Origin of the sequence: Arthrobacter sp. TMP15, assembly GCF_039529835.1 — a bacterium.
GTDB lineage: Bacteria > Actinomycetota > Actinomycetes > Actinomycetales > Micrococcaceae > Specibacter.
The window spans coordinates 80,123-92,656 of record NZ_CP154262.1 but is presented as its reverse complement, the minus strand read 5'-3'; the positions used below and the strand labels follow the sequence as shown (position 1 = coordinate 92,656).

Sequence of the window (12,534 nt, the reverse complement as noted above, 5' to 3'; positions counted from 1 at the left end):
CCACTGCTGGTCATCGGATGCCGAGCCTGTAGCGGTCTTCCGATCCAGTTTTATTCGACCACACCGGAGCAGACGTAGATTTGGGCTCCGGCTTGGCTTTGGTCCCATTGTTCACGTCACGTCCTTGATAAACCCATTTGGTTCCGCCAATGGCCGCCCCAGCCACACCTACACCGAGGAGATTCCTCAGCGTCTCGCGCGAGCCGGCCACGGCTGGGTTGTTGCTTTGATCAAGCCGCGTGGCATCATTCGTGTAGTTCTTGATTGAATGTGCATCCGCCACAATGCCCGCCAAAGTGCCATCCTCTGCGGCAGCTGGACGGTGAGAGGTTACTGACACCCAGTTTTTGGATGGCGGTGGAGGCCCATAATCTAAAGCCGTGACAATATCGTTCTCGTTTTGTAGGTCCAATACTGAGACTTCATCACCCACTCCAGAGTTCTTGGCCGGAGCTCCCGCAATAACAATCATCCGCACGTTTACGTCAGCGAGGAAAGCCGGATCGGCTGCAGCGGCCGCCGCATGGATCCCGCCCCCACTATGGCCCGTCAGCACCACGTCTTCTCCCGCTACTGCCCCTGAACTTGCAAGTCCCGTTTTGATTAGTTGCTGAACCAGCACCTCCTGCTGCTCAAATTCTTTCTGACTAGCCGCTGTCAGACCCTCGATATTGCCCTCCATATCAAAAGGGTTTGAACTATCCATCGTGGACCAGTCTTCAGTTCCAGGCAGGTGAACCACCCACGCATTCGTCCCGTCCGGGCGTTTCAGCCGCACAACGCCGATAGAACCAGGCGGGTAGTCATAGGCCTCGCTGCTGCCAGCCAACATCCCTTCAATACTCACCTCAACTGTGCACGGTTCCCCGCCCGTGGCATTCGCATGCCCGGCTGGATAAAACTCTGTGCTCTTTGGATCCCATTCCTGTGCAGGTACTTCCCGTACGGCTAAATGTCCGGGCAGGGTCAAGGTTGTTGCATCAAAAAGTTTTCGCAGAAGAAAGGCCTGCCGTTCCCCGGCCGGGCCGTTTCCTTTTCGGCCCATAGCCGAGATTAGAAACATCATGGCAATACCCGGGCCTTGTGCGCCGGCGAGGTATGCACCGCTCTCTCGGAGAACTTGCTCCACAGTGTCCCGCAAGCCCTCATGTTTGGCTCTGGTGAGAACTTTAAACAGGTCGGCACCGAACTTCGCTGGAGCCAAAGCACCCCATGCCCAAACGTCCAAACCCGCACGGGTTTTCGCCACCCGTTCAGTCTCAGTCATGGCTCTGGCGTTGAGCGTTTCAGCCTGGGCATAGTTGATTCCTACTTGCGTTGTTTTCTTGGCCAAGCTCGCAATGCCACATTGCAGGCTTGTGCACTGCCACCATGCTCCTCTCATAAGATCCAGGCACTCGAACGGGTAAGGTGCCGCGCCAGCATCAGCCAACCACGACCATTCCGACCGCAGCCGATCGACCAAGGGATCCAAAAGTTGAGCAATCCTGTTCAGGACAGCCCCGGTTTCAGTTATTTCTGCGCTGGTCCAGCTGATGGAACCAGTACCGCCAGCAAAGCTAAACGTTGTCCCATCCTCTGAATAAACAGTCATGCCCGAATTCCTCCACCCTCCACCCTCGGCACTGCATATTGCCTTACCGCTGGTCCGTCTGTACTAGAACGCGGGCCGCCAACTGCCCAACCCCGAGTTCCCACTCCAGGTTGGAGCGATACCCGGGTTCAGCTGCCAGATCGCATCAGATCCTGCCGGCGAGTCAGCTACTGAACGCAGGTACATTCCGTAGCTTGCTGCCGCCGTTGCAGCAGCCTCTGTCCGTTGGCCCACCGCAACGAAGTCTGCATCCGCTTCAGCCAAAGACTTCCGGAATGCAGTAGCTGCAACCGAATTCCAGTCCACGCTGTCCAGGGCGCACAATTGCAACCGCAACCTTTGAAGTTCTGCAGCTACTCCGGACAACCGTTCGGCCAGTACTAACACCGACTCAGCGGAAGGGCCCGCGATCGCGCTAGGGCCTGCCTTGGAACCAGCAGCCGCGCCCGCACTAAAACCATGTGTCGCCCCGACGCCCCCACCACCTGCATATCTCATTAAGCCCTCCCTTGGCCTTTGGAATGAAACCCCTGCAAAACAGCCTAGAAGTCACCACGCCACTGCGCCACAGGATCCCGGCAGATTGTGAATCTAACCTCAATCAGCCCCGGCTGTGGGGGAATTGGTGGTTCATGGAAGAATTGAGCCATGTCTGAATCCGCAAATGCCTCTGCCCGCATCCCTTCCGGCCGGAAGTCCCTGGCCGCCTCCTCTGAGCACATCGCTTTGGGCCCTCTCGACGGTCGCTACTTCGGTGCAGTAGCGCCATTGGTTGACTACCTTTCCGAAGCCGCCCTGAACCGTGACCGCGTAGGAGTGGAAGTTGAGTGGTTCATCCACCTCAGCAATAGTGCTGCGCTGCCCGGCACGAAGCCGCTTTCGGTTGAGCAGCAGGAAGGCCTTCGCGCTATCGTCACCGAATTCGACACGGCCTCCGTTACAGAGCTGGCTGGTATTGAAAAAGTGACGTTCCACGACGTCAAGGCCGTGGAATATTTCATCGGTAACCGCCTAGAAGCCCTGGGTCTGGAGCGTTTGAAGCCGTTGGTGCATTTTGGTTGCACCAGTGAGGACATCAACAACCTCTCCTACGCAGTGGGTATTAAGGGCGCCGTTGAGGATGTCTGGCTTCCGGCAGCCCACGCACTCGTGGAAAAGATTGCCGCCATGGCAGAAGAAAACCGCGCCGTGCCCATGCTGTCCCGTACGCATGGCCAGCCAGCCACACCCACCACTTTAGGCAAGGAATTAGCCGTCACGGCGTTCCGCCTGACCCGCCAGCTCGATCGCATCACAAAGACCGATTTCCTGGGCAAAATCAATGGCGCCACCGGTACTTACGCCGCCCATTACGCCTCCGTCCCGGAAGCCGACTGGCAGGACATTGCCAAGACTTTCGTCGAGTCCCTCGGCTTAACGTGGAACCCGCTAACCACCCAGATCGAATCCCACGACTGGCAGGCCGAGCTGTACGCTGACATGGCCCGATTCAACCGCATCCTGCACAATCTGTGCACCGATGTGTGGAGCTACATCTCCATCGGGTACTTCGCCCAGGTCCCGGTTCCCGGCGCCACCGGCTCCTCCACCATGCCGCACAAGGTCAACCCGATTCGCTTTGAAAATGCAGAAGCCAACCTAGAGATCTCCAATGCCCTGCTGGACACCTTGGGTGCCACGCTAGTGACCAGCCGGTGGCAGCGGGACCTCACGGATTCCTCCAGTCAGCGCAACATCGGCGTTGCCTTCGGTCATTCCGTGTTGGCTATCAACAATGTTCTGGGCGGATTGGGTCGTTTGGACACCGCCGAGGCGGTGCTGGCCGATGATTTGGACCACAACTGGGAAGTCCTCGCCGAAGCCATCCAGATGGTTATGCGCGCCGAGGCCATTGCCGGCGTTGAAGGCATGCAGGACCCGTATGAACGTCTGAAGGACCTTACCCGGGGCCATCGCGTGGACGGTGCCCGCATGCGTGAGTTCGTCACGGGTCTGGGCCTGTCCGCCGATGCCCAAGGCCGTCTACTGGCGCTGACCCCCGGCAAGTACATCGGCATCGCTGATTCCCTGGTGGACCACTTGAAAAAATAGTTACAAACTAAAGTGCGACGGCGGCACCCACCTTGCGTTCTAGGCGCATCGGGGGTGCCGTTTGCGCTGCGGTGAGTGTTGCTGCCGTGCGTAGAGGTGATGTGGCTTGGCGGAGGAACCACTGTGGTGGGCCTTCATTCAGTGGTAGACCTTCATTCAGCGGTACGCCCAGCGTGACAACGGCATAACCGTGACAAAGTACATGGCTATGCTTTCATCACTTACGACCGCCACCGCAAGCCCAGCACACACCTGCAGTCAGCCGTTTAAGCAACTAGTGTTCCGCAGCGCCGTCGCGCAAGCGGGCCGCCTGGAACGTAACGATTCGCTCTAAACCGTCACGGACGGCGTCGTACCCTGCAGCAAAACTCAACCGCACCGTGCCTCGGCCATTGACGGCGTCAAAGTCTAGCCCGGGCACCACGGCCACCCCAGCAGATTCCAGCAACGCTGAGCAGTACCCGGCTGAGTCCGTGAAGCCGTCCATGGCTGCGCCCAGATCCGCGTACAGATAAAAGGCGCCATCCGCCGGGGCGGCATCCACCCAGCCAAGCCGGTCAAGGTTCTCCAGCAGGTAAGCGCGAGTCTGCGCAAATTCGGCAACAAACGTGTCTGCTTCCATGTATGAGAGCTCCGTGAACGCCGCCACGGCCGCCATTTGGGCCGGGGCTGGCGGACACAGGGCAACGTTGCCGGCCAAAGCATCCACTACTGCAATCAGGTCATCCGGAACCAGCGCCCACCCCAGCCGCCAGCCGGTCATCCCCCAATATTTTGAAAAACTGGAAATGACGACGCCGGACCGGTCAAGTTCCCAGGCGCATACGCCCTTGGGATCGGGGTCGCCGAGCGCGGGATAGGTGATGCCGTGGTAAATTTCATCGCTGACTAGCCGCACCGAATTCTCCGCACACCACACCGTCAGGGCAGCTAGTTCTGTGCGGGAGACCATGGTTCCTGTGGGGTTGGCTGGAGAAGCGAGCACCAGCCCTGTGAGCGGACCATGTTCGGCAACGGCGGCGTCCAGTAGCACCGGTGTGGGCTGGAATCGCACCTCTGGGCCAGCATCGAGTTCGATCACGTCCACGCCTAGGGCGTGCAGAATATTTTTGTAGGCCGGGTAGCCGGGGCGGGCCAGTGCCACTTTGTCGCCCGGATTAAAGGAAGCCAGAAACAAGAGCATGAAAGCACCTGAGGAGCCGGTGGTGACAGCCACGTTGCGGGCTGGCACATCCAGGCCGTACCAGCGGCGGTAGTGAGCGGAGATGGCCTCGCGGAGTTCGGCGATACCCAGTGCTGGCGTGTACGTCAGCGGCGTACCTGTGGAATGGATATCTGCTGCCGCAGCCGAGACCGCAGTGGGAGCACCACTACCGGGTTCTCCGGCACACAAGGAAATTATTGGGCGGCCTTGAGCACGGAGTTCTGCCACTCGCGCCAAGATATCCATGACTTGGAACGGCGGCACCTGGGCGCGGCTGGCTACTGTCAATGGATGGCTCATACTAACTCCCGAAAGATTCTGGCTGTGGAGGGCGGTGCAGGGCAATGGCGCCGGGCTATGGTGGCGACACTCCAGCTTGTCATATGTGCCAGACATCACGGGGGCATTCCTCCACCCGCGGGGTTACGTGGAAAATGCTCAGGTGTTGGGGAACCCCTTAGGCTGGTGAGGTGAAAGAATTTGCACAAGACACTCCCGCGGAACTAATCCAACCCATTATTTTGTTGGTGGACCGGAAGGAACCCGCTGGTGAACTATTTGGAATAGCAGCGGCCGCTCTAGCATCCGTACAAGCCTTCATGCGGGAACCGGAGAACCCGGACTGGCAGCAGTGGGCCGCCGGGGCCTTCGCCAAATCCGTCCGGCGCGCAGATGCCAAGACGTTTGCCAAAGTACTCACAGCGTTTCCCGAACATGCACTTGTCTCTGTTGGCCAGGCGAGCGCCATGGCACTGGCTCCGATGCCCTCAGCGAATCTGCCGAAGTTGCTGGCCAAACTACAGGTTTCATCCACCACGCTGCCTGCTGGGGATCCTTTGCCGCCGCAGACGCTGACGATTGTACTCAATGGATCCTTAGAAATGTCCACAGGGAAAGCTGCGGCTCAGGCTGCGCACGCGCTTTTCGCCTGGGTGCTTCAGGCAAAACCCTTCACGGTGGAGGCGTGGGCTGCCGATGGGTTCCCCCTCGGCATTCAGAAACTCCCTGCCAAGGACTTTCGCAAGGGAGCCCGGAAATCGGCGGGGCCGGTTATTCAGGACGCCGGACGCACCGAAATTGAACCCGGCTCCACCACCGCTTACGTGGCAGTCTCGACGCCCACACCGTAGCCGCAGAAAGACGAAAAGGACACCAACCCGGCTCCGCGCAGGGGGGCCGGGTTGGTGTCTTGGACGGCTTGAACGGGGGTGCGGAAGGACACTGAGCCTGTGGCTTCGCGGGATCAAGGTGGCCGGCCGTCGGCGGAACCCTCATCCAGTCTTTAGGTTTGGTGAACTTTTAGCAGGCCCCGAGGTCTTTCCAGACACCCCACGGGTCACCTCTGCCGGGCTCATCGCCCTGCGTCCACCATTGGGCAGACCAGTTGTGCTCGTTGCGGGAAACAGTGTCTCCTCCGGCGTAAATATTTCCGGGTACCCATGGGATGGACCTGCAGCCTGGCACATTGGCCGTGGGCGTCGCAGTGGCAGTGGCACTGGGCGTCGCGGTGGCAGTAGCAGTGGCAGTGGCACTGGGCGTCGCGGTGGCAGTAGCAGTGGCAGTGGCACTGGGCGTCGTTGCGCCACAGACTCGCTCATAGGCCCAAGCCCCGTTGCTGGTGATGACGCTGGGAGCTTCTCCAAGAGTCCACCATTTGGCGCGCCAGATGCTGCCGCGGTAGCTCACTTGACTACTGGAACTATATGACGAGCCAGCCTTCCATTCGGCTGCCTCGCATACCCCTGCCGGGGGATGGGTGGGCGTTTCGGTGGGTGTGGGAGTCACCGCAGGTTCGGTTGGTGCCGTGCTCGGATCCAGCGACCCATCAGTTTTTACGTTGACATCCAGGCAGCTGTAGAAAGCCATGGGCGTGTCGGCCACATTCCAGCGCGCCAAGATGGTGTGTTGGCCACGGGGTAAATTTGTGAGCCTGTGAGAGAGGACGGCGGTTGGTTTGGCACCGTGAGCATCCACTGTCTTAACCAGCGTGCCATCCAGGAAGTATTCCCAACTTTGTGTTGCGTGCAAAGCGGTTAGGTTCCACTTGATGTCGATGGTGCTAGCAATGTTCTTCCGTGGCCACGGCTTAGTTTCATCATCAAGAACGGTGTACTCCGGCGCTCCGCCACTGCATTTCAGGGAGCCCTTAGGAGCTTCAACGCTTTGGGGCTCATACTTGATTTTGCCGCAATCAAAGCTTGTCGTTCCGGCTGCGCAATTTTCTGCCCGGCTAGGTGGATCGGTCACCCAACCATGTGCAGAGGATCCGGTAGCAGTTGCAAGCGGAACCACCACTGCGGCAGCAACAACAAGCGTGAGCATGCCCCCTCGGAGTTGCATCATCAAAAATTCTCGCTTCATCTGGTGATTAATTACCCGCCCGAAGTGGCGAATACTGCCTGTGCTTCCTTGGCGGCTACGACCACGCTAGCCAGCCTTGTCTTCCAGCAACATTGGGGGAACCCCCTAGCGGGACTACGTAGAAGCACCTGAATCCCTGCCATAATCATCGAATAACCGCGGAATTTGCCAGAATCGAATCCGCAAAAAATTGTGCGGATTCCCTTGAAAGTCCCCTCCACTAGGCAGCTTCGCCCAACGTAAGGCCGCGCTTAACCCACAGAACGACGCCGGGACTCTAGGTCCCGGCGTCGTTCTGTAATGCCGTTTTCAGTAGGATAATCCAGCCGAAGCTCGGCTCCAAAAGAAGTTACTCTGCGGCGGCTAGCTGGCCACAGGCACCGTCAATTTCCTTGCCACGGGTGTCGCGCAGGGTGGTAGGCACGCCGTTTGCAATCAGCGTGTCAATGAATTCGGCCATGACTTCCGGCTCCGAGGACGTCCAGATGGAGCCGGGAGTGGGGTTCAGCGGAATCGGGTTCACATGGACCCAGCCGCGGCCGCGGGCATTGAGCTTTTTCGCCAAGAGTTCGGCTCGCCACGGGTGATCGTTCATGTCCTTGATCAGCGCGTACTCAATGGAGACGCGCCGGCCAGTGACCTTGTAGTAGTTGTAAGCAGCATCCAGCGCCGCATCTACTTTCCACTTGTCATTGACAGGAATCAGCTCATCACGCAGCTCATCATCCGGAGCGTGCAGGGACAAAGCAAAGGTGATCGCCACACCCTCTTCTGCCAGCTTGTTGATGGCCGGAACCAAGCCAACAGTGGAAACGGTGATACCGCGGGCGCTCATGCCCAACCCTTCAGGCGCCTCCGCAACCATCCTGTGGACGGCGTTCATGACCCGTTTATAGTTGGCCAGCGGCTCACCCATACCCATGAAAACAATGTTGGTGACGCGCTCGGCGTCGTGCCCGCCGTCGCGGCGAAGATTACCCAACCCACCTTCAGCAATGACCCTGTTGGCCTGGACAATTTGGTCCAGGATCTCCGCCGTAGACATGTTGCGGGTCAACCCCGCCTGTCCGGTAGCGCAGAACGGGCAGTTCATCCCGCAACCGCACTGGCTGGACACGCACAAAGTAACCCGGCCGGGGTAACGCATGAGCACCGATTCCACGAGCGAACCGTCAAAGAGACGCCACAGGAACTTCACCGTGTCACCATTATCGGTGGAGAGTCGCTTGATCTCAGTGAGCAACTTCGGGAACATTGTCTCGGTGATTTCAGCGCGGCGGTCCTTGGGAAGGTCGCTCATCAATTCAGGATCAGTGGTGTAGTGCTGGAAGTAGTGCACTGAGAGCTGCTTGGCACGGAAAGCCGGCAAGCCCATCTCCTTGAATTTCGCTTCACGCTCAGCCAAGGTCAGGTCCGCCAAATGCACCGGAGGTTGGGAAACTCGCGGGGATTTGAACTGCAGCAGTGGGCGTCCACCCGGATCCTTCGCCTGCTTCCAGCCCTCCGTGGCAGGCATGACCTGAGCCGGACGACGAGGAGCTGGCGTCGTCGAAGTGGTGGCGGTTGAGTCCTTGGGGACTGCGATCGCAGGGCTGGGGTTGCTTTTGTTCGAGGTCATCCTTTCCATTGTCTCCCACTTACCCCAAACTGTCCCGTCTTGGCCGCCAAGATCACATTTTTACTCTTCCCTGCTGTCTCAAGTCTCGGCATTGTGCCCCGCGCACGACGGCGGTTTCCATACTCCCCGGGCGCAGTTCCGCGCCGCGGAAACGACGGCGCAGCCACGACGATTTTTGTTGGACCGGCACTTAGCCGCGCGGGATATTGCGCAGGTTGGACCGGGCCATGCTGACAGCCTCACCAGCACCTTTATTTAGCACGATTTTCGACATTGCCGTGGCGAAACCCAACACCTGGCCGCCCTTGATTTTTGGCGGTATGGACAGCGCATTGGGATCGGTGATCAGTTCCACCAGAGAGGGCCCGTTGTGGGCGAAGGCGGCCTTGTACGCGTCGGCTATCTTGGCCGGGTCGGTGACGCGGATCGCATGGAAGCCAAGGGCCGCAGCAACCCCGGCGTAGTTGGCGTCAGGAACGTCCACACCAAAGTCCTGTAGGCCGTCAACCAGCATTTCCAGTTTCACCATGCCCAAAGTGGAGTTGTTGAACACCACAACATTGACGGGCAATTTATGGGCAGCAACAGTGAGCAATTCACCCAGCAGCATGGACAGCCCTCCGTCACCGGAGACGGAGATGACCTGCCGCTGTGGGTATGCGCTCTGGGCACCGATGGCTTGGGGCAAGGCATTGGCCATGGAGCCGTGCAGATATGAGCCAATCAGTCTGCGCGTGCCCAAGGGGTTGATGTAACGGGCTGTCCACACATTGCACATGCCGGTGTCGGCAGTAAAGATGGCGTCGTCGGCGGCGATTTCATCCAGTAGCGAGGCCGCGTATTCCGGGTGAATTGGCACAAGTTTCTCTGCCTTGCGGGTGTATGCACCAACCGCCTTGTTCATCAGCTTGTCGTGCTTTTTCAACATTTGATCCAAGAACTTGGAATTCTTCTTATTAGTCAAGAGCGGCATCAAGGCTTGGAGCGTGGGCAGCACGTCCCCGTGGACGGCGATGTCAACGTCTGTGCGCCTGCCCAAATGCTCAGGGGCACGGTCAACTTGTGCTGTGCGCGAATCGGGCAGGAACTGATCGTAGGGGAAGTCGGTGCCCAGCAAAATCAGCAGGTCAGCACCTTCAATACCCTCAGCTGCTGCGCCGTAACCCAGCAGGCCTGTCATGCCAATGTCGAAGGGGTTCTGGTACTGAATGAAGTCCTTCCCCCGCAGGCTGTGGGCAACTGGGGCATTGATCAGTTCAGCAAGTGCCATAACCTCCGCGTGCGCACCTTGCACACCGGCGCCAGCAAAGATGGCCACCTTTTCTGCTTGGTTGATAGCGTCCGCAAGCTCCGTGACGCTTTCGGGAGCCGGGACCATGCTTGCCGCTTTGAGCGGACGCCACTGTGGGGTTGGTGCAGTGGCAGGGAGGCTGGCAATGTCACCCGGCAAAGTCACAACGGCCACGCCTCGAAGCCCCACGGCATGTGAGATGGCGTTACGCATAACCCGTGGCGCCTGCTCTGCGGTGCTGATGAGCTCCGAATATACTGAGCATTCCCCGAAGAGTCTGTCCGGATGAGTTTCCTGGAAGAACCCGCTGCCAATTTGCACACTGGGCAGGTGTGAGGCAATGGCCAGGACGGGAGCACCCGTCCGGTTGGCGTCGTACAACCCATTCATGAGGTGCAGGTTACCTGGACCGCACGATCCGGCACACACGGCCAGCTCCCCTGTCAGCTGCGCCTCCGCACCAGCTGCAAATGCGGCTGCTTCCTCGTGCCGGACGTGGATCCAGTCAATACCTCCGTTGGCGGAGCCACCTGTCTTGCGCACGGCATCCACCAGTGGGTTCAAGCTGTCGCCCACAATCCCGTAAATGCGCCGCACTCCGGCAAGCTGCAGTTGTTCAATAAGTTGACTGGCAAGTTCCTTGGCCACGTTGTCCTCCTGCTGAAAATAGTCCTGCGTTAGATACTGGCCAATATAGTCCCCAGAAATGGCCTATGCAGCCCAACCAGTCCAACCTCACATTCCGGCGCAACAACGCGCCATGCTCATTTGAGCAAATCAAAGCGCTCATTTGATACAATGGGTGAACCTCACTTCGCCAAAGGAGCGCCACCATGGTCCAACTCAATGCGCAGAGCCTCGCCGGACTACCGGAATCTGTTGCTGTGCCCACATATGACCGCAGTGCAGTCAGCACCGGGATTGTTCACTTTGGCGTTGGTGGTTTTCATCGGGCCCACCAAGCCATGTATATCGACAGGTTGCTGAACTCCGGGAAAGCCCTTGATTGGGGTATTTGCGGAGTGGGAGTGCTCCCGCATGATGAGAAAATGGCACAGGTCATGGCGGCACAGGACTGCCTGTACACGCTGCTGTTGAAGCACCCAGACGGCCGGCGCGAGGCCCGAGTGATCGGATCAATCACCGAATATCTCTTCGCTCCGGCCAACCCCGAGGCTGTTATTGAGAAAATGGCCACCCCTGACACTCGAATCGTTTCATTGACAGTGACCGAGGGCGGCTACAACTTCCATCACGTCACCGGCGAGTTTGACGCCGAAAATCCTGACATTGTTCATGACCTTGCCCCTAACGCTGCCCCGCGCACCACCTTCGCCCTCGTCACGGAAGCCCTCTCCCGCCGTCGCGCTCGGGGCCTGGCACCATTCACCGTCATGTCTTGCGACAACATTGCTGGCAACGGCGACGTGGCAAAGAAGATGTTTACGGCGTTTGCCGAATTGCGGGACCCAGCTTTGGCGAACTGGATGCGTCAAAATGTACTGTTCCCCAACTCCATGGTGGATCGAATCACCCCTGTCACCACGGATGAGGATCGAAGCGCCATTGCCAAGGAATTCGGCATTGCGGACCAGTGGCCAGTAGTGTGCGAGTCCTTTGAGCAGTGGGTCCTGGAGGATGATTTCACGCTCGGCCGCCCCCCATATGAGGACGCTGGCGTACAGCTAGTTGATGACGTTGAACCCTATGAGCTCATGAAGCTGCGCCTACTCAACGCAAGCCATCAGGCCCTGTGCTATTTCGGCACATTGGCGGGTTACACCTACGCGCACGAGGTCTGCCAGGATCCGCTATTTGTGCAGTTCCTTCTCGATTACATGGACCTTGAGGGCACACCGGCGCTCTCCCCCCTGCCCGGGGTTGACCTGCCGTTGTACAAGCGCACACTCATTGAGCGTTTTGCCAACGAACACGTCCGGGACACCTTGACTCGCCTCTGCGCGGAGAGTTCGGACAGGATTCCCAAATGGCTCGTCCCTGTCATCAACCTCAATCTAGAGAACGACGGCGTGATTGCCCGTTCCGCCGGCATCGTTGCCTCTTGGGCTCGGTATGCCGAAGGGACGGACGAATCCGGGGCTCCCATCACAGTGGTTGACCGCCTGAAGGTGCCCTTGATGGCGGCCGCGGCGCAACAACATGAGGACAAGCTGGCGTTTCTGCGCAACCGCGACGTTTTTGGCGACCTTGTGGACAACACCCGCTTCACCGACGCCTACCTGCGCACCCTTAACACGCTGCACACCCGTGGTGCCCGGGCCGCTGTTGAAGAGCTCGTGGCGCTGGATCGGTAGCCGGCAACTTCCACCCCCTTCGCCCGCCTCCTTCGCCGAGGGCGTGCCAAACCGGTGAGG

Annotated in this window: 9 protein-coding genes; 3 read left to right on the top strand and 6 right to left on the bottom strand. The window is 59.0% G+C overall.

The window, feature by feature from the left end; all coding sequences use genetic code 11:
• Positions 1-10 precede the first annotated feature (10 nt).
• Positions 11-1,594, bottom strand: a complete 1,584-nt coding sequence (locus tag AAFM46_RS00380) for a hypothetical protein (protein ID WP_343318897.1) — start codon at positions 1,592-1,594, stop codon at positions 11-13.
• Positions 1,595-1,657: 63 nt separating this feature from the next.
• A complete protein-coding gene (locus AAFM46_RS00375; protein WP_343318896.1) occupies positions 1,658-2,092 on the bottom strand; it encodes a hypothetical protein in 435 nt (144 codons plus the stop codon).
• 150 nt (positions 2,093-2,242) lie between these two features.
• Here AAFM46_RS00375 and purB point away from each other — a divergent pair, with 150 nt between their 5' ends.
• Positions 2,243-3,685, top strand: a complete 1,443-nt coding sequence (gene purB, locus AAFM46_RS00370; protein WP_343318895.1) for an adenylosuccinate lyase — start codon at positions 2,243-2,245, stop codon at positions 3,683-3,685.
• A gap of 274 nt (positions 3,686-3,959) precedes the next feature.
• Here the strand turns inward: purB and AAFM46_RS00365 are convergent, their stop codons facing one another.
• Positions 3,960-5,189: an aminotransferase class I/II-fold pyridoxal phosphate-dependent enzyme gene (locus AAFM46_RS00365; RefSeq protein ID WP_343318894.1), complete on the bottom strand. Its 1,230-nt coding sequence runs from the start codon at positions 5,187-5,189 to the stop codon at positions 3,960-3,962.
• Positions 5,190-5,359: 170 nt separating this feature from the next.
• On the opposite strand from AAFM46_RS00365, the gene AAFM46_RS00360 reads away from it, so the two are divergent.
• Positions 5,360-6,019, top strand: coding sequence for a peptidyl-tRNA hydrolase (locus AAFM46_RS00360; protein ID WP_343318893.1), 660 nt, complete (start codon positions 5,360-5,362; stop codon positions 6,017-6,019).
• A gap of 169 nt (positions 6,020-6,188) precedes the next feature.
• Here the strand turns inward: AAFM46_RS00360 and AAFM46_RS00355 are convergent, their stop codons facing one another.
• From AAFM46_RS00355 to AAFM46_RS00345, 3 genes are all read right to left on the bottom strand, one after another.
• A complete protein-coding gene (locus AAFM46_RS00355; protein WP_343318892.1) occupies positions 6,189-7,232 on the bottom strand; it encodes a lytic polysaccharide monooxygenase in 1,044 nt (347 codons plus the stop codon).
• Between the two features lie 367 nt (positions 7,233-7,599).
• Complete coding sequence (gene rlmN, locus AAFM46_RS00350; protein WP_343320297.1) at positions 7,600-8,766, bottom strand: 23S rRNA (adenine(2503)-C(2))-methyltransferase RlmN; 1,167 nt, start codon at positions 8,764-8,766, stop codon at positions 7,600-7,602.
• Positions 8,767-9,058: 292 nt separating this feature from the next.
• Positions 9,059-10,807, bottom strand: a complete 1,749-nt coding sequence (locus AAFM46_RS00345; protein ID WP_343318891.1) for a pyruvate dehydrogenase — start codon at positions 10,805-10,807, stop codon at positions 9,059-9,061.
• Positions 10,808-10,992: 185 nt separating this feature from the next.
• Here AAFM46_RS00345 and AAFM46_RS00340 point away from each other — a divergent pair, with 185 nt between their 5' ends.
• A complete protein-coding gene (locus AAFM46_RS00340) occupies positions 10,993-12,474 on the top strand; it encodes a mannitol dehydrogenase family protein (protein WP_343318890.1) in 1,482 nt (493 codons plus the stop codon).
• Positions 12,475-12,534 lie beyond the last annotated feature (60 nt).

Coding starts and splice junctions, on each gene's coding strand:
- rlmN (WP_343320297.1), bottom strand. CDS start 8,766: ATGCCTGCCACGGAGGGCTGGAAGCAGGCGAAGGATCCGGGTGGACGC.
- AAFM46_RS00375 (WP_343318896.1), bottom strand. CDS start 2,092: ATGAGATATGCAGGTGGTGGGGGCGTCGGGGCGACACATGGTTTTAGT.
- purB (WP_343318895.1), top strand. CDS start 2,243: ATGTCTGAATCCGCAAATGCCTCTGCCCGCATCCCTTCCGGCCGGAAG.
- AAFM46_RS00340 (WP_343318890.1), top strand. CDS start 10,993: ATGGTCCAACTCAATGCGCAGAGCCTCGCCGGACTACCGGAATCTGTT.
- AAFM46_RS00365 (WP_343318894.1), bottom strand. CDS start 5,189: ATGAGCCATCCATTGACAGTAGCCAGCCGCGCCCAGGTGCCGCCGTTC.
- AAFM46_RS00380 (WP_343318897.1), bottom strand. CDS start 1,594: ATGACTGTTTATTCAGAGGATGGGACAACGTTTAGCTTTGCTGGCGGT.
- AAFM46_RS00355 (WP_343318892.1), bottom strand. CDS start 7,232: ATGATGCAACTCCGAGGGGGCATGCTCACGCTTGTTGTTGCTGCCGCA.